General features: G+C 62.3%; 18 protein-coding genes. 7 read left to right on the top strand and 11 right to left on the bottom strand.

The genetic code is table 11. The features are described 5' to 3' along the window. Positions 1-17 precede the first annotated feature (17 nt). Complete coding sequence (locus BN1124_RS11725; protein WP_042642083.1) at positions 18-650, top strand: LysE family translocator; 633 nt, start codon at positions 18-20, stop codon at positions 648-650. Positions 651-719: 69 nt separating this feature from the next. On the opposite strand, the gene BN1124_RS11720 is transcribed toward BN1124_RS11725, so the two are convergent. From BN1124_RS11720 to BN1124_RS21300, 7 genes are all read right to left on the bottom strand, one after another. Further along, entirely contained in the window at positions 720-1,820 is a 1,101-nt protein-coding gene (locus BN1124_RS11720) for a beta-N-acetylglucosaminidase domain-containing protein (protein ID WP_042642081.1), read from the bottom strand. Between the two features lie 131 nt (positions 1,821-1,951). Beyond that, positions 1,952-3,679, bottom strand: coding sequence for a potassium/proton antiporter (locus BN1124_RS11715; protein WP_042642079.1), 1,728 nt, complete (start codon positions 3,677-3,679; stop codon positions 1,952-1,954). A gap of 292 nt (positions 3,680-3,971) precedes the next feature. Further along, entirely contained in the window at positions 3,972-4,118 is a 147-nt protein-coding gene (locus tag BN1124_RS21305) for a hypothetical protein (RefSeq protein WP_156128293.1), read from the bottom strand. A 79-nt stretch (positions 4,119-4,197) separates the two neighbouring features. Continuing rightward, complete coding sequence (locus tag BN1124_RS11710; RefSeq protein WP_042642077.1) at positions 4,198-4,887, bottom strand: M15 family metallopeptidase; 690 nt, start codon at positions 4,885-4,887, stop codon at positions 4,198-4,200. Further along, the gene (dapE, locus tag BN1124_RS11705; RefSeq protein WP_042642075.1) at positions 4,884-6,011 is read right to left on the bottom strand and encodes a succinyl-diaminopimelate desuccinylase; all 1,128 of its coding nucleotides are present in this window, start codon (positions 6,009-6,011) and stop codon (positions 4,884-4,886) included. Before dapE ends, BN1124_RS11710 begins: the two co-directional genes overlap by 4 nt. Before the next feature lie 22 nt (positions 6,012-6,033). Beyond that, the gene (locus BN1124_RS11700; protein WP_042642073.1) at positions 6,034-6,384 is read right to left on the bottom strand and encodes an ArsC family reductase; all 351 of its coding nucleotides are present in this window, start codon (positions 6,382-6,384) and stop codon (positions 6,034-6,036) included. A gap of 209 nt (positions 6,385-6,593) precedes the next feature. Beyond that, positions 6,594-6,731, bottom strand: coding sequence for a hypothetical protein (locus tag BN1124_RS21300; RefSeq protein WP_156128291.1), 138 nt, complete (start codon positions 6,729-6,731; stop codon positions 6,594-6,596). A gap of 205 nt (positions 6,732-6,936) precedes the next feature. Between BN1124_RS21300 and BN1124_RS21295 the strand changes: the two genes are divergently transcribed. Both BN1124_RS21295 and BN1124_RS21290 read left to right on the top strand, forming a co-directional pair. Continuing rightward, positions 6,937-7,281, top strand: a complete 345-nt coding sequence (locus BN1124_RS21295) for a Rap1a family protein (protein ID WP_156128289.1) — start codon at positions 6,937-6,939, stop codon at positions 7,279-7,281. A 123-nt stretch (positions 7,282-7,404) separates the two neighbouring features. Continuing rightward, entirely contained in the window at positions 7,405-8,061 is a 657-nt protein-coding gene (locus BN1124_RS21290) for a hypothetical protein (protein ID WP_156128287.1), read from the top strand. A gap of 319 nt (positions 8,062-8,380) precedes the next feature. Here BN1124_RS21290 and BN1124_RS11695 read toward each other — a convergent pair whose 3' ends face one another. After that, entirely contained in the window at positions 8,381-8,695 is a 315-nt protein-coding gene (locus BN1124_RS11695; protein ID WP_042642071.1) for a hypothetical protein, read from the bottom strand. A gap of 284 nt (positions 8,696-8,979) precedes the next feature. Here BN1124_RS11695 and dcuC point away from each other — a divergent pair, with 284 nt between their 5' ends. Continuing rightward, positions 8,980-10,356 (top strand): C4-dicarboxylate transporter DcuC, encoded by a 1,377-nt coding sequence (gene dcuC, locus BN1124_RS11690; protein WP_042642069.1) that lies wholly within the window; start codon positions 8,980-8,982, stop codon positions 10,354-10,356. Between the two features lie 85 nt (positions 10,357-10,441). Continuing rightward, entirely contained in the window at positions 10,442-11,581 is a 1,140-nt protein-coding gene (locus BN1124_RS11685; RefSeq protein WP_042642067.1) for a M20 family metallopeptidase, read from the top strand. 206 nt (positions 11,582-11,787) lie between these two features. On the opposite strand, the gene BN1124_RS11680 is transcribed toward BN1124_RS11685, so the two are convergent. The 3 genes from BN1124_RS11680 to BN1124_RS11670 form a co-directional block, all read right to left on the bottom strand. Continuing rightward, positions 11,788-12,459 carry a Dph6-related ATP pyrophosphatase gene (locus BN1124_RS11680; RefSeq protein WP_042642065.1) on the bottom strand — a complete coding sequence of 224 codons (672 nt, stop codon included), beginning with the start codon at positions 12,457-12,459 and terminating at the stop codon, positions 11,788-11,790. Positions 12,460-12,615: 156 nt separating this feature from the next. Beyond that, a complete protein-coding gene (locus tag BN1124_RS11675; protein ID WP_042642064.1) occupies positions 12,616-13,959 on the bottom strand; it encodes an anaerobic C4-dicarboxylate transporter in 1,344 nt (447 codons plus the stop codon). 398 nt (positions 13,960-14,357) lie between these two features. After that, the gene (locus BN1124_RS11670) at positions 14,358-14,954 is read right to left on the bottom strand and encodes a TetR/AcrR family transcriptional regulator (RefSeq protein ID WP_042642062.1); all 597 of its coding nucleotides are present in this window, start codon (positions 14,952-14,954) and stop codon (positions 14,358-14,360) included. Positions 14,955-15,189: 235 nt separating this feature from the next. On the opposite strand from BN1124_RS11670, the gene BN1124_RS11665 reads away from it, so the two are divergent. Then, positions 15,190-16,284 (top strand): alkene reductase, encoded by a 1,095-nt coding sequence (locus BN1124_RS11665; RefSeq protein ID WP_042642060.1) that lies wholly within the window; start codon positions 15,190-15,192, stop codon positions 16,282-16,284. Between the two features lie 97 nt (positions 16,285-16,381). Next, positions 16,382-17,164 (top strand): SDR family NAD(P)-dependent oxidoreductase, encoded by a 783-nt coding sequence (locus BN1124_RS11660; protein WP_042642058.1) that lies wholly within the window; start codon positions 16,382-16,384, stop codon positions 17,162-17,164. Positions 17,165-17,235 lie beyond the last annotated feature (71 nt).

The raw sequence follows: 17,235 nt of genomic DNA, 5'->3' as shown, positions 1-17,235 counted from the left end.
TGGCCTGGAGGTGTAGTGTGTCTGACTGGATTGATCCCGCCATTCTGGCGTTATTTGTTCCCACGTTCTTTTTTGTCTCCGTCACTCCCGGCATGTGCATGACCCTGGCGATGACCCTCGGCATGAGCCTGGGGGTGCGCCGCACCCTGCACATGATGTGGGGGGAGCTGATCGGAGTCGGGCTGGTCTCTGTGCTGTCGGTGGTCGGGGTGGCGGCCGTCATGCTGAACTACCCGGCGCTGTTCTCGGCCTTCAAATATGTGGGGGGCGCCTACCTGGTCTGGCTCGGCATCCAGATGTGGCAGGCCAAGGGCAAGATGGCCATTCCGGCGGACTTGTCGGCGGGCCAGGAGACCAAACCGCTCGGGCTGGCGCTGCAGGGCTTCGTCACCGCCATCGCCAACCCCAAGGGCTGGGCCTTCATGGTCTCCCTGCTGCCCCCCTTCATCAACGCGGCCAAGCCGATGGCGCCGCAGATCAGCGCCCTGGTGATGCTCATTCTCGTCATCGAGTTCTCCTGCCTGCTGCTCTACGCCAGCGGCGGCCGCACCCTGCGCCACTTCCTCGCGAAAAGCGGCAACGTCACCCTGATGAACCGCATCGCCGGCTCTCTGATGCTGTTTGTCGGCGTCTGGCTGGCCTTCGGCTGATAGCCCTCGCCATGCAAAAAGGCCACCTGTGAAGAGGTGGCCTTTTTCGTGGGCGGCTGGCGCCTATGACTAGTCGGTCAGACAGTCAGGATCGAACACGTATTCCCCCGCCAGCCAGCGCAGGATCTCGTTCACGCAGATCTGATCCTGGAACGGCAGGTAGCGGGTCTTGAGGTGGATCACCTGCTCCTGGGTGAGCTGGGCCAGGCCGATGTCCTGGAACAGCGGCAAGTCGGCCTGGATCATGGCGGAGATCTGCGGGCCGCAGGTGGCGTTGAGGGAGGCGTGCAGCGCCTTGTCCGGATCGTACTGCCTGCCGAGCTTGTAGCACACCGGCAGGGTGGCGAGCGGCAACACCGAGAGCGCGGCCTGCTTCATGGGGTTGACCGCGTGACCGGCCACCAGATCGGCCAGCTCGGTGCGGTTCTCGAAGGCGCGCAGGTGCAGGAAGCTGCTGGCCTTGCTGCCGTCGTTGACCGGGTAGTTGTCCCACAGGAAGGGCTTGCGGTGCAGCCAGTCGGCGGCCTGCTTGAGGTGCGCCGCCGGGTACTCGCTGGAGCAAACCTTGGGGCCTGTCCAGAAGATGTCGAAGCGCTTGTCCAGACCCTGACCGAGGTCCGTCAGGTAGTGGGGGGGCATGGCGCCGAACACCTTCTCCAGCACGGGATCCGTGGAGTAGTAGCTGGGGCAGAACAGCAGCCGGCTGGCCTGGGTGTGGGCTGCTATGTCGTGGGCCATGGTGAGCTGCCAGTGGGCGAGATCCGGGGTGTCCCCCTTCATGTCGTCAAACAGCACCGCCAGTATATCAGGCTTGAGCTCCTGCTCGATGACGCGCAGCTTCTCCAGCAGGGCCGGGCGCTTGCGATCGTAGTCGTGATGGGCGCCCATGGGGCTCAGACCGATGCCGAAGGCGAGGCCGTTGTCACGGCACTGCTGGGCGAGGCGACGCAGATCGTCGAGCTGCTGGGCGGGCCAGGGCTGGGCCCAGTGCTTGCGCAGATAGCCATCTTCTTTCGGCGCGTAGATATAGAAGCCATAACCGTGGCGGGGCAGCCACTGGGCGTAGCGGGCGCGGGCGTCCCAGCTCCAGCCCTTGCCGAAGAAGCCCTCGATCAGGCCCAGCTTGGGCGAGGGAGGGGTGAGACCTGACAACAGGGTTTGGTAAGGCATAATCGACTCCCTTCTCGCTAAAAACCTGTCCACTGTCTTGCAAAAATCCGTGGATCAGGAAGATGTGCTGCTCTGAACCTTATTATCACCATAAGCCGCGGCGCTGGCGGCCTCATTCAAGCTGGCCGGCCCTAGACGGGGTCTTCTTCCAGGAAGCGTACCCCTATCTTGCGAGGCTCGCCCTCTTCCATCTCCGCCACCGTCCAGAGCAGGCCCTGCCAGGCGAAATGGTCACCAACCACCAGATTATCGCCCAACTGTCCGGCGATAAAGTTGCCCAGCGTCTGATCCGCTACCTCGCTCACATCCAGCCCGTACAGCGGGGCGAGATCCGCCAGTCTGGCGGCCGCCTCCAACAGGAAGTCACCGAAGAAGCGCGGGCCCAGATCCTGCTCGGGGGCCTGGCTGAACAGCTGGCCGAGGGCGGGGAGGTCGCGCTCGTGGCCGATGACGCAGAGGATGTCGTCGGACTGCAGGCGGGTACTGCCCGAGGGGTGCAACAGCTCCTGGCCCCGGAACAGGGCACAGATCCGGGTGCCCTCCGGCATGCGCAGTTCCCGCAGGGGGGAGCCGATGCACCACTTCTCGGCGCTCAGGCGATAGACGAAGGTCTCCCACTGGCTGTCGAGATCGATCTCGAGACCGGATCTGTTGATGGGGGAGGGCGGCGCCGGCACCTCGACCCGCGCCAGCTTTGATGCCAGCGGCAGGGAGCTGCCCTGCAGGATGAGGGAGACCAGCACCACGAAGAAGGCGACGTTGAAGTAGAGCTGGGCGTTTGGCAGCCCCGCCATCATGGGGAAGACCGCCAATATGATGGGCACGGCGCCGCGCAGGCCCACCCAGGAGATGAACCAGCGCTCGCGAGGGGCGAAGTTCTTGAACGGCAGCAGGCCGACCCAGACCGAGATCGGGCGGGCGAACAGTATCATCCACATCGCCAGGGCCAGGGCCGGCAGGGCGATGGGCAGCAGCTCGCTCGGATTGACGAGCAGGCCGAGCACCAGGAACATGCCGATCTGGCTGAGCCAGGTCAGGCCGTCCAGCACCGACAGCGTAGTGCTGCGGCTGCGCAGGGAGAGGTTGCCGAGCAGCAGGCCGGTGAGGTAGATGGCGAGGATGCCGCTGCCCCCCACCGCCGTGGTGAGGGCGAAGATCAGCAGGCCGCCGCTGACGGTGAGCAGGGGATAGAGGCCCGGGGCCAGCTTGGCGCTGTTGATGAGGCGCCACAGCAGCCAGCCACCGCCGAGACCGATACCGGCCCCCATGCCAAATTGCTGCAGCAGGTGCAGCAGCAGGAAGCCGGGATCCAGACTCTGCTGGGCGGTGGCCAGCACCTCGATCAGGGTGACGGTGAGAAACACCGCCATGGGATCGTTGCTGCCGGACTCTATCTCCAGGGTGGCGCTGACCCGCTCGTTCAGGCTGCGCCCGCCGAGCAGGGAGAACACCGCCGCCGCATCGGTGGAGCCGACGATGGCGCCGATCAGCATGCCCTGTATCAGGTTGAGGTCGAACAGCCAGGCGGCGGCGAAACCGGTCAGGGCCGTGGTGATGGCGACCCCGACGGTGGCGAGCGACAGGGCGGGCCAGAGCGCGACCCGAAACGAGGAGACCCGGGTCTTCATGCCGCCATCGAGCAGGATGACCGCGAGCGCCAGGTTGCCTACCAGATAGGCGGTGGAGTAGTTGGCGAAGTGAATGCCGCCGGGACCGTCCTCACCGGCCAGCATGCCGACGGCGAGGAATATGACCAGAATGGGAATGCCGAGCCGGGAGGAGAGCGCGCTTAACAGGACACTGCATCCCACCAACAAGGCACCGATAAAGAAGAAATTGTTGATGGTGGTGGCATCCAATGGCGAACTCCTCGTAGCGCTCCGCAAAAACAGGCACATTATATGCAGTTCGGACCCCTTTGTGTGGCTTAATTGTGCATCAATTTGCAGTTTTTTACGTTTACCGTGCTGTTTTTACGCAGAGAGGGCAATCGGTGCCAAGGGGGTAAAACGCTGACAGGGAGTGACATTTGGTGCCAGGCTTCGGGCAGCAAAACGGCGGATTCCCCCTAGCGGGGAGCGGGTTGGCAAGGGGGCGAGCAGGAGGGGCAAAAAGGTAAGCAGGGGCGCCGGCAGGGCCCCTGCGGGGAGATCAGTCGTCCTCGTCGTCTTTGACTTCCCGGATCTTGTCCCGATATTTGGGCAGCTGTTTTTCGAGCCGCTTCATGTCCTTGATGGCATTGAGAAACAGGCCGAGCAGGAACAACAGCGGCAGGCCTATCCATAACCACAGACTCATGGTTTTCTCCTTTCTGTGCGACCGGCGTTGACGTCATAACGGCTCAGGAGCTCGTCGAGCCGGTCAATATGCCCCATCTTCATAAGTGATGCCTCGTGTCGAGACAGGGGGTGACGTAACGGGCCAGGATCTCGTCCAGATGGGCCAGTATGCACGCCTTGCCTTCAATATCCGCCTGTTGCAGGCAAAGCGCCAGCGCATCGGGATCCAGCCGCTGATCGGCGGACTCCAGGGCGAAGCTGAGGTGCCAGGGCTCGTAGGCGACCCCGCTGCCTGCGCCACTCAGCTGGGCATAGGGCAGGAAGAAGCCGAAGTCGTTCATGTGATCCCCGAGCCAGGCGCTCAGCTCGCCGAACCAGCCTCCCTCCTCGTACTCCCAGGGCTCCAGCGCCAGCTTGGTGCCCGTGGGCAGGCAGTCGGGATCGTAGATGTCGAGATCCGTGCCCCAGTGGTGGCGACTGGTGCCGGGCAGGGCGCTCCAGCGCAGGATGGCGTGCAGCCGCTCGGTTTCTGTCAGCTGCAGCGCATCCAGCGGCTGGTTGTTGGCGTCCAGCAATGGGCGCTCGCCGCGCCACTTGCCATTCCAGATGGCGAGCTGGCGCTCGAAGCCGCGCCAGCTGGAGGCGGCCTGCAGGTTGTGCCCCTCATGGGCGGCGGCTACCTGCATGTCGTTGAAGGCCGCCGCGGTGGCGGCGGTCAGGCGGTGGGGGCCGCGCCCCACCAGGATGAGGTGGCTGTCGTCCAGCCCGAGCAGCTGATCCTGGGTCATGCCAGCAACCGCTCCAGCACCCCTTGGTACATGTCCGCCAGCAGATCGAGGTCCTGGGCCTTCACGCACTCGTTCACCTTGTGAATGGTGGCGTTGACCGGACCCAGCTCGATCACCTCGGCGCCGGTGGGGGCGATGAAGCGCCCATCGGAGGTGCCGCCCGTGGTGAGCAGGGCCGGTTGCTGGCCGTTGACGGATTCGATGGCCCCCACGGCCGCCGCCAGCAGCTCGCCGGTGTCGGTCAGGAAGGGCTGGCCGGAGAGGGTCCACTTGATCTCAAAATCCAGCCCGTGACGGGTCAGCAGGGCCTCGACCTGCTCGCGGATCGCCTGATCGGTGAGCTCGGTGCTGAAGCGGAAGTTGAACTGCACGTGCAACTCGCCGGGGATCACGTTGGAGGCACCGGTGCCGGCCTGGATGTTCGCTATCTGGAAGCTGGTGGGGGGGAAGTAGGCGTTGCCCTGATCCCAGACGGTGCTGGCCAGCTCATCCAGGGCGGGGGCCGCACGGTGGATGGGGTTGTCCGCCAGATGGGGGTAGGCCACGTGGCCCTGCACCCCGCGCACCACCAGATCCCCGGTGATGGAGCCGCGTCGGCCGTTCTTCACCACGTCCCCCACCAGGGCGGTGGAGGAGGGCTCGCCGACGATGCACCAGCGGATCTTCTCGTCTCTCGCCTCCAGCGTCTCTATCACCCGGACGGTACCGTTGATAAAGGGGCCCTCTTCATCCGAGGTGATGAGGAAGGCGATGGAGCCTGAGTGATCCGGGTTGGCAGTCACGAAGCGTTCGGTGGCCACCACCATGGCGGCCAGGGATCCCTTCATGTCGGCGGCGCCACGGCCGTACAGCATGCCGTCCAGGATGGTCGGCTCGAACGGCGGGGTGTGCCACTTGTCCAGCGGCCCGGCCGGCACCACGTCGGTGTGACCGGCGAAGCAGAACAGCGGACCTTGGGTGCCACGACGGGCCCAGAGGTTGGTGGTGTCCTCGAACACCATGGGTTCGATGACGAAGCCCAGACGCTCGAGGCGCGCCGCCATCAGGGTCTGGCACCCCTCGTCCAGGGGGGTAACTGAGGGGCGGCGGATCAGATCCTTGGCCAGTGCGATGACATCCGACATCGGCGTTCCTTAAGCGAAAAGTTTAACGAGAGAAGAGGGATTGATAGTGATCGGCCTTGAAGCCCAGGTGCAGCTCGCCGTCCTTGTCCAGCAGCGGGCGCTTGATCATGGCGGGCTGGGCCAGCAGCAGGGCGCGGGCCTTGCCGTTGTCGAGCCCCTGCTTGTCTTCATCCGGCAGGGCGCGAAAGGTGGTGCCGCGGGTGTTGAGCAGGGCTTCCCAGCCGAGGCGCTCCAGCCACAGATCCAGCTGGGCGGGATCCAGGCCGTCGGCCCTGTGATCGTGAAAACGGTAGTCGACGCCGGTCTCGTCCAGCCACTTGCGGGCCTTCTTGATGGTGTCGCAGTTCTTGATGCCATAGAGGGTGGTGGCCATGGGGATCCTTAATCGCTGGGCCTGGGCCCGAAATGCAAAGGCGCGATATCACGCGAAGGCCCGATTCTGGCATCCCGATCCCGCGATGGCAACGGCGGCGCCCCGTTGCCGGGCTTTTTCTGCCACCAGTCCGACCAGCCAGAGGCCGCCCGGAAACAGAAAACGCGCCAGGTGGCGCGTTTTGTAGGGTTTGTCTCTGAGATCCGGGCTTATGGCGAGAGAGGCCACTGGTAATCGAATACCCGGGCACGCTCCCAGGGGGCGCCCGGCAGGCTGGAGGAGAGGCCGGCGTACTTGCCCACGTCATCCACCACGATGGCGGAGAGGATCTCTTTGGCAAAGCACAAAAGGTCTATAAGAGTTGTAAGCCGATGGTGATGGATAAGCAGCAAGAAATGCTAGACTTGCTTTCGCAAGGTATAACGAAGGTATCGGTGGCTAAACGACGGGTATTAGTCTTTCAAGTGCTCATCGTATTATAGCGACTAGATAGAGTAAAAAGAGAGCATGCTTACGCCCCCCTTCTTAGGGGTTAATGTGGAGTAATGAACAATGAAATCATTCTTCGTTGCTATCGTGCTGTTATTGATGGGGCAAAATTCAACACTAGCTAAATATGATGTAGATAATCATGCCATTTTAACAACAGATCTTGAGAAATGGTGTAGTGGAGAGGCTGATGAGCAGGCCTTCTGTCATGGCTTTTTGACAGGTATTTATGAAAATTCAACCTGTATGAGCCCTCCACGTAAAATCTATAGCTTTCAAGAATTGAAGGAAACATTTTTAGGGTGGACGAAATTTAAGGGGGATAAAGGGTATGCTTTTGCATCCGAAGGAGCTGCCATGGCGTTATATGAAAAATATGGTTGCAAAAACTATTTACAAAAACTTTAGTGGGACTAAAGGATTGATGAAATCAAACATTCATGTAGTCGTTCTTTAATGGTTTATTGAGTATTAAGGATAGGGTTATGATTAGCTTCTACATTCTTCATACATATAGCTGATGGAGTAGCTATGTCAGATGTGAGTGCTATAGTTCTAGCTATCGATATAGTACAGGCTGCCATTACTAACGGTGATGGTCGCAGGGAAAATGAAAAAATAAGTGCGGTCGAGGTTGAAGAATTATTTATAAAATACATATCTCAAGGTTGTAGTACCGTTACTCCTGATTATCTGAAAGGAAGTTTAAGCTATCTGAATCCCAATGCAGAGCAGTTAAAAACCCAAAATTCAGACAGGGATTGGAGGCATGGTGAGCTGATCCCTGATGCCATATCTAGAGTCGTACCTGTAATGCTCGATGCAGGTAATGGCTATGTACCAAATGCAAGAAATTTTTTATTGAATAGTCTCGCGAGTAGACATTCTAGAGGGTGGAAGCGTTTACCTGCGTATCCCCCAATTCCAGATCTCTTTCCTGAAAAATTGAGCTTCAAACCTTGGTTCGCTGTTTTTTCAGACATAATTGGTAATTTTCTTTATTTCTACTACCCTGAAGAGCCGCAAGGAATTATAGAGATTCCTTACTCAGGTATTGACTTGATGGGATTCAAAATTTATTGGCGTCATGGTACACTAGGCCTATCTGACATATTGCAGTGGGTTTATTTAGAATGGGTTATCAGAACATATGTGTGCTGGAAAATGGACCCAAAGAGTAAACGTTGACTGTTCTAATTGGTGGCTATGGCTACTCAGCCTATTATTCATGGTCCTTCCATCATTAACGTCTCGCAGTTCTTGATGCCATAGAGGGTGGTGGCCATGGGGATCTTTAATCGCTGGGCCTGGGCCCGAAATGCAAAGGCGCGATATCACGCGAAGGCCCGATTCTGGCATCCCGATCCCGATCCCGATCCCGCGATGGCAACGGCGGCGCCCCGTTGCCGGGCTTTTTCTGCCACCAGTCCGACCAGCCATAGGCCGCCCGGAAACAGAAAACGCGCCGAGTGGCGCGTTTTGTAGTGTTTTTCCCTGAGATCTGGGCTTATGGCGAGAGAGGCCACTGGTAATCGAATACCCGGGCACGCTCCCAGGGGGCGTTTGGCAGGCTGGAGGAGAGGCCGGCGTACTTGCCCACGTCATCCACGACGATGGCGGAGAGGGTGGGCAGCTCGTGTTCGGTGCAGTACATACGGATGCGTTGCAGCAGGGTGCGCAGCTCGTCCTGGCTGCCCTCCAGCCCGGCCTGCTTGGCCAGCTTGGAGTAACGAATGGTGGTGCGCTCCTTTGCAGACTCGATGAGGATGTCCCACAGCTTGTAGTCGCAGTGGATGCTCTCTGCGGTGGCCTGGTTTGTCATAACTCTCTCCGGTGCGAAATGGTCGCCTTGTGTCGACGGGCATCTTGGCCAGTTCACCCCCAACGGACGTTGATCCAGAGCAAAAAAAGTGGAGGTTGCGGGGCCTGACGCTATGCAACTGGATCTTAATGCGCTGACGTCAAATTTAACGACTGATTTTTGTGATTTAGTTGGTGTTTTATTCTTTAAATGTGCATCCAATCCATCTTTATTGATGGGGATCAAGGGAGAAGACGGGATCGGCCACTAGATTCCGCCCCTCGATATCTTAACAGGAGCGCATTTTGGAACTCTTATTCGTCTCGTTCGTGCTGATGGCCGTGATCTACGGCATCGTCAAGGACTACAACCCGCAGGCCGTGCTGGCGCTGGCGGGGATGAGCCTCTTCACCCTGGCCTACTGGCTGGGTCTGCACCCCATACTGCCCGCCGACAAGAGCACCGGCTTCGCCCTGTTCGACCTGTTCGAGGTGTTCAAGGGGATCTTCTCTTACCGAGCGGCGGGGCTTGGCCTCACCATCATGGCGGTGGCGGGCTTTGCGACTTACATGTCCCACATCGGCGCCTCCCAGGCCCTGGTGCGGGTGGCGGTCAAGCCGGTGGCGGGCATCCAGTCCAGCTACCTGATGCTGGCGATCTGTTACCTGGTGGCGGTGTTCGTCTCCCTGTTCGTCACCTCGGCCACCGGCCTCGGTCTGCTGCTGATGGTCACCATGTACCCTGTGATGCGCAACCTCGGCATCAGCTCGGCCTCCGCCTGTGGCGTCATCGCCACCTCCCAGGCGTTCGAGATTGGCCCGACCCAGACCAACGCCATCTTCTCCGCCGGCCAGTCCGGCCTGGATCCGACCAGCTACTTCGTGGATTACCAGATCTGGCTGGTGGCCCCCATGCTGCTGGTGACCATGGTGCTGCACTTCTTCTGGCAGCGGCACTGCGATCGCCAGGATGGCTGGGATCCCGCCCTGCACCGTGGCGATCACGCGGAGCTCGACGAGCAGGGGACGGACGAGGTGAAGGCGCCGACCTGGTATGCCCTGCTGCCCATCATCCCCTTCGTGCTGATGATGACCTTCTCGAAGCTCTTGGAGGACGACATCAAGATGAGCGTGGAGGTGGCCATGCTGCTGTCGGTGTTCATCGGCATGCTGTGCGAGCTGCTGCGTAGCCGCTCGGTGCGCACCGCCATGGCCGGACTGTCGAGCTTCCTCGACGGCATGGGCAAGGTGTTCGGCCCCGTCGTGGCGCTCATTGTCTGCGCCGAACTGTTTGCGGAATCCCTCAAGGCCATCGGCGCCATCGACACCCTGCTCCACTCCGCCAGCAACGCCGGCATCGGCAGCGGCCTGATGACGCTGGTGATGGTGGGCCTCATCATGGTGGCCGCGGTCATCATGGGCTCCGGCAACGCCGCCTTCCTGAGCTTCTCCACCTTGGCCCCCGCGGTGGCGGCCAAGTTCGGGGTGCCGGCGGTGACCATGTTGCTGCCCATGCAGCTCGCCTCCAGTATCGGCCGCAGCATCTCCCCCATCGCCGCCGTGCTCATCGCCTGCGCCGGCATCGCCAAGGTCTCTCCCTTCGTGGTGGTGAAACGCACCAGCGTGCCCATGGCGGGCGCCCTGGTGACCGCATTGGCACTCAACTACCTGCTGTTTATGTAATCAGCTGGCGGATGGCCCGGGCCGTCCGCTCTTTTCACTCGGCTATTGGATGGGAGGCCTGCCTTCCCACGACATGGAGATGATGATGACAGACTCACTTAACGGCTTTTCCCTCGATACCTACCTGGCGGATCTCGCCCCGCTGATCAACCTCGATTGCGGCACCCGTACCCCGGCCGGGGTGGCCAAAGTGGCCGACATCATGACCGAAAAATATGAGGCCATCGGCTGGCAGGTGGTGCGCCACCAGTTCGCCGATGAGTGCGGCCCCTGCCTCGAGATCACCAATGCCCCCGGCGCCAGCCACTATGACGTCATGCTGGTGGGCCACATGGATACGGTATTCCCGGAGGGGACTGCCGCCAAACGGCCGCTCAAGGTGGAGGGCGATCAGGCCTTCGGCCCCGGCGTCTCGGACATGAAGAGCGGTCTGCTCTCCACCTGGTATGCCCTCAAGGCCCTGGATCCGGCGGTGCTGGCCAAGCTCCGGGTGCTGGTCTGCTGCAACTGCGACGAGGAGATTGGCTCCCCCTGGTCCAAGGAGTGGCTGGTGGAGAAGGCCAAGCAGAGCGGCTGCGTGCTGGTGGCCGAGGCGGCCCGCCCGAGCGGGGATCTCATCAGCGCCCGCAAGGGCAACGCCAAGTACCGCATCCGCTTCCACGGCAAGGCGTCCCACGCGGGCTCGGCCCTGGCCGAGGGGATCTCCGCCATCACAGAACTCGCGAATTGGGTGCTGGCCATCAACGAGCAGGTGAACCTGGAGACGGGTACCACCATGAACGTGGGGGTAGTGCAGGGGGGCACAGGGGTCAATGTGGTGCCGGACTTCGCCGAGGCCATCGTCGATCTGCGCTTCTGGAGCAACGACGAGGCCGCCGCCGTGCACGAGCGGCTCGGCTTCATGGCCAACAACCCCTTCCTACGCGGTTGCCGGGTCGAGGTGGAGCGCCAGACCTTCAAGCCGGCGATGCGCCCCAACGAGGACACTCAGGGGCTGATGAGGCTGGTGGAGGACGCGGCGGCGGAGGAGGGGATCCCCTTCAACTGGCTGGAGGCCGGTGGCGGCTCGGATGCGAACTTCACCGCCGCGGCCGGGGTGCCGTCGCTGGACGGCTTCGGCCCCATGGGGGGTGGCTTCCACTCACAGAGCGAGTTCCTGCTGCTGGACAGCATAGCGCCGCGCATTCGTCTGCTTAAGCGGGTGCTGACCAAGCTGGCACGCTGACATATCGAATAAAAGCAGTGCAAACGGGAGGCCCAGGCCTCCCGTTTTTTATGGAAATTGGATGGTCTGGCGCAGCCCTAACTGATCAGATGGCTAACGCCTCACTGACTAATGCCTAACTGACTAGATGGCTAACGCCTCACTGACTAATGCCTAACTGACTAGATGGCTAGCGCCTAACTGATTAATGCCTAACTGATTAATGTCTAACTGACTAGATGGCTCTCGCCATCTTCCGCCAGATAGGCGAGGTGATCCTGCCGCGCTACCCGCCAGCCGCTGAGGGGGAGGGGCGCCGCAAACCCTGGCCCGTCGGTCACCATGCTGTGGTACTCCCCCTGCTCGCCGCAGGCATCGAAACCCTGCCGCGCCGCCAGCGCCTGCAATTCGGCCAGGGTGGCGGCGTCCAGCGCCCGTCCCACCCAGTCCGGGGTCAGCACCCTGGTATCGACGCAGGAGAGGTGGGCCTTGATGCCGCGGGCCAGCAGATCCGCCAGCAGCGCCACGCGAGTTTGCTGCCAGAGCGGGGTATGGACGGCGAGGCCGAGCGGGCGGCAGCGCTCGCGGATCCAGTTAGGTGCCCCGGCCACGCTGTCGATGTCGCCGGTGACCACCCCCTCGATCTGCCACTCCTGCCGCAAGTCGGCCAGCGCCTGCTCGTAACTCTGCTCGAACGGGGCCTCTATGGTGACCAGCCGGTGGGGCAGGCCCAGGGCCTCCGCCTGGCGCCGCACCAGCGGCAGGGGATGGGCGAGGAAGCTGGGGTTGGGCGGAGCGAAGGTGACCAGAGCCACCACCTGATGGCCCTGATCGCGGGCATGGCAGAGCGCCTGCATGGCATCCTTGCCGCCGCTCCAGAGTGCGATGACGCGAGACATGGTGTGATTCCAGAAGGGAAAGAGGGAGGCATGCTACCCGCCCAAGGGGGCCTTGGCAAAATCCGTAGGGCGGGCGCAGAGGGCAGAAAGACAACAGGCCCCGCAAACGGAGGCCTGTTGAGTGGCATCAGTAATGCCGATGGGTGTGAAAGCGCGTCACAGCAGTATGCTGGTCAGCACATAACCCAGGCTGCAGGAGGTGGCCACCCCGATCAGGCCCGGAATGATGAAGCTGTGGTTGATGATGTACTTGCCGATGCGGGTGGTGCCGGTGCGGTCGAAACCGATACAGGCCAGATCGCTCGGGTAGGTCGGCAGCACGAAGTAACCGTAGCTCGCCGGCAGGAAGGCGATCAGCAGCTTGGGCTCGACCCCCAGCGCCAGCCCCATGGGGGCGATGGCAGTGAGCGCGGCGGCCTGGCTGTTCACCAGCTTGGAGATGAGGAAGAGCACCAGGGCATAGGTCCAGGGCTGGGCCTGCACCACGTGGGCCAGGGTTTCTTTGAGCAGTGGCATGTGGGCCTGGAAGAAGGTCTCGCTCATCCAGGCGACCCCGAACACCGAGAAGATGGCGACCATGCCCGCCTTGAATACGGCTCCGTTGGAGATGTCACCCGGCTTGACCTTGCAGCGCATCAGGATCACGGCGCCGGCGATCAGCATCATCATCTGGATGACCAGGTTCATGGAGAGGGGGCCCGTCTTGCCGCCGATCTCGAACACCGGGCGCAGGGAGGCGTCGGCCCCCAGCACCACCACGGCGGCGATGGCGGCGAAGAAGATCCAGGTCGACCAGTAGGCTTCTTTCGGGAACTTGGTGTTGAGCAGGGTCTCACCGCCGCCGTAGATGAAGGCGCGTTGCTCCGGATCCTTGATCTTGGCCTGGAACTCCTCGTCCTTGTCCAGATCCTTGCCGCGGCGCAGGCTCCACAGGGCCGCGACTATGACGCCGGACAGGGAAGAGGGGATGGCGATCATCAGGATGTCGAGCAGGCTGTAGGCCTGACCTATGCCGTGACCGGCCGCCAGGATGGAGACCATGGAGACCACGGCCACCGACACCGGCGAGGCGCAGATCGCCATCTGGGAGGCGACGGACGCCACCGCCATGGGGCGCTCCGGGCGGATATTCTTCTGCAGCGCAATGTCGGAGATGATGGGGAACATGGTGTAGACCACGTGGCCGGTGCCGCACAGGAAGGTGAGGGTCCAGGTGGTGAGGGGGGCCAGGATGGTGATGTATTGCGGGTGGCGGCGCAGCAGGCGCTCGGCAATCTGCATCATCAGGTTGAGGCCGCCCGCGGTCTGCAGGGTGGCGGCGCAACCGATCACCGCCAGTATGGTGAGCATCACCTGCACCGGTGGCTCACCCGGGGTGAGGCCGAACACGAAGGTCAGCAGGAACAGGCCTATGCCGCTGATGAGACCCAGTCCCATGCCCCCGAAACGGGTACCCAGCAGCAAACAGCCGAGTACCACCATAAATTCCATGAAGATCATTCCATTACCTCGTGTGATTCGGTCCATGAAGGCGCAGCGCCCAGGACGACATTGTTTGTTGTTATTTGCCCCTAAAGGGTTAGTGGTTATTCTGCCTACCCTAAAGGGGTAAAAATTTGAAGTGCTTCAACAACTCATCTTTTTTCGATTTAAGTGCATAAAAACTACGGTCTGAGGCGATAAAAGGAGGGAAATGGCGCGGCAAAGGGGCTTGCCGCGAGCCGGGAGAGGGAAGATCGGAGCAGGCGTTGCCTTAGAGCCCAAGGCGAGATGAAGGGTGGAGCCGGGGGCATGAATGGGGCGCCATATCAGGCGTGGCTATCAATTCGGGGGCGGGGATAGGTCAGGTGTTAGGAGCAAGGCCCAGAAAGGGCGGGACAAGGCCCGCCCTTCATTCGTTATTGATTGTCGTCTGGCGCGGCAGCGGCCGAGGGGAGGCGGGAGAGGATGGCGTCGCCGCAGGTCGCGAGGATCTCATCGGCCAGTGGCGAGTCATCCGGGCAGGCGCGCGACAGCACTATGGCGCCTATCATCTGCGCCATCAGCGCTATGCCCCTGGCCCGGCGGGCCGCCTCGTCATGTTCGCCATCCACCTCGCCGAGTGTCCCTGCGCGGGTCAGCAGGGTCTCGATACCGGTCGCGAAGGCGGCCTTGATCTGCGCTGGCTGACGGGCCGCATCGGCGCACAGGGCGGCCATGATGCAGCCATCCCCCGGGCCGTCGCGGTGCTCCCGGGACAGGTAGTGGCTGACAAACGAGGGGGCGTCCAGGGTGCGGGTCTTCTCGGCGCTCTGCTCGAAGGCGCAGGTGGCGGCCTCCGCCATCAGATCCGCCTTGGCCGGGAAGTGCTTGTAGAAGCCGCCATGGGTAAAGCCGGCGGCGGCCATCAGATCCGCCACCCCCACACCGTCGTAACCCCGCTCCCGAAACAGCCTGGCGGCAGTCTCGACTATGTGTGCCCGGTTCGCCTGTGCCTGTGCCTTGGTGACCCTCATCGCCGGTGATCTCTCTTAATTGGTGCGAGTAATGTGATGCCCAATATACATTGATGTCGGTCATCATCAAAACACTTGACTGCAAAGATGATGATCGTCATCTTTAATGGCGTTCGATCCGGCAGCGGCGAGCGGGCGTGATTGCCCGACCTGCGCCATCATGGATACGCCTGAGCGGTTTTGGCAGGCGCCCGCTTCCACACCAGACCCGGCCTTCAACTGACAGAGGCGAGACATGACAGACAAGACGCTCTTCGAGACCTATCCCCTCGGCCCCATCACCCTCGCCAATCGCATCGTGATGGCCCCGCTCACCCGCAATCGCGCCGGTCCCGGCCTGGTGCCGAGCGAATTTGCCGCCACCTATTACAGCCAGAGAGCCACGGCGGGCCTGCTGATCGCCGAGGCGACCCAGGTCTCCGCCCAGGCCCAGGGCTATCAGGACACCCCCGGCCTCTACACCCAGCCGCAGGTAGCAGGCTGGCGCAAGGTGACCGATGCGGTGCATGCCAAGGGAGGCAAGATCTTCGTGCAGCTCTGGCACGTCGGCCGGGTCTCCCACGTCGATTTGCAGCCGCAGGGCGCCGCCCCCGTGGCCCCCTCGGCGATCCGCGCCGAGACCAAGACCTTCGTCAACAACGGCTTCGTCGAGGTGTCGGCGCCACGGGCACTGACCCTGGAGGAGCTCCCTGCCATCGTCGATGACTTTCGTCAGGCGGCTGCCAACGCCATGGCGGCGGGCTTCGACGGGGTCGAGGTGCACGGCGCCAACGGCTACCTGCTGGAGCAGTTCCTCAAGGATGGGGCCAACCTGCGCACCGATGCCTATGGTGGCTCCATCGAGAATCGCGCGCGTCTGTTGCTGGAGGTCACCGCCGCGGTGGCAGAGGAGATTGGGGCCGATCGCACCGGGGTGCGTCTCTCCCCGGTCTCGCCGGCCAACGGCATCTCCTGCAGCGATCCCCAGCCGCAGTACGACTATCTGGTCGAGCGGCTCAGCGCGCTTGGCATCGTCTATCTGCACGTGATCGAGGGGGCCACCGGCGGTCCCCGGGAGCTGGCCCCCTTCGACTTTGGCTCCCTGCGCCGCCGCTTCAAGCAGACCTATCTGGCCAACAACGGCTATGACCTGGCGCTGGCCAACACCTATCTGAGCCAGGGCAAGGCGGACTTGTTTGCCTTTGGGCGCCCCTTTATCAGCAATCCGGATCTGGTGGCGCGGCTGGCCCTCGGCGCTCCCCTTGCCGCGCTGAAACCCGAGACCCTCTACGGCGGCGGCGCCGAGGGTTACATCGACTATCCGGCCCTGGCGGGAGCCAGCGACTCATGACCCGTCGGCGAGGTCGTGCCAGGGCGGTGCGGCCTCGTCATGCCATCGGCTGCACCCGAGTGGGCAGCCACCGCATCTTCATCGAGAGAACCCCATCATGACTACGAATCCCGCAGTGCTTATTACCGGCGCCTCCAGCGGCATCGGTGCCACCTACGCTGACCGCTTCGCACGGCGCGGCCACGATCTGGTGCTGGTCGCCCGCGATCAGGCCAGGCTGGAGACGCTCGCCACCCGTCTGCGCCAGGAGTGTGGCGTCGCCGTCGATGTACTGCCGGCAGATCTCACCCAATCGCAAGACCTGGAAAGGGTCGAGGCCCGCCTGCGCGATGACGCTAGCATCGGTATCCTGATCAACAACGCCGGGGCCGGGCAGGTGGGGCGCTTCATCGAGCAGAGCGCCGCCAGCATAGATCAGCTGATGGCCCTCAACACCACGGCGCTGGCACGGCTGGCCGCCGCCATCGCCCCGCGGCTGGCGCAAGCCGGCGCGGGCAGCATAGTGAACATCGGCTCCGTGGTCGGGCTGGCCCCGGAATTTGGCATGACGCTCTACGGTGCGACCAAGGCCTTCGTGCTCTACCTGTCTCAGGGCATGAACCAGGAGCTCTCACCCCACGGTGTCTATGTGCAGGCGGTGCTGCCGGCGGCGACCCGCACCGAGATCTGGGCGCGATCCGGCATCGATCCCGACAGCCTGCCGGAGGTGATGGAGGTGGGTGAGCTGGTGGACGCGGCCCTGGTCGGTTTCGATCGCCGCGAGCTGGTCACCATACCGCCGCTGCACGAGGCGAGCCGCTGGGATGACTTCGAAGGCGCGCGCAAGGCCCTGTTCTCCGATATCCGGCAGGCCCATGCCGCCGCACGTTATCGAGTCTGAGGAAGTAGCCGGGGTCCCGGCGCGCGGCCTGCGAACCATAAAAAAAGCCGACCCAGAGGTCGGCTTTTTTG

Source organism: Aeromonas eucrenophila (assembly GCF_000819865.1).
GTDB classification, from domain to species: domain Bacteria; phylum Pseudomonadota; class Gammaproteobacteria; order Enterobacterales; family Aeromonadaceae; genus Aeromonas; species Aeromonas eucrenophila.
The sequence above is the reverse complement of the archived record's forward strand: the minus strand, read 5'-3'. Positions and strand labels throughout refer to the sequence as shown.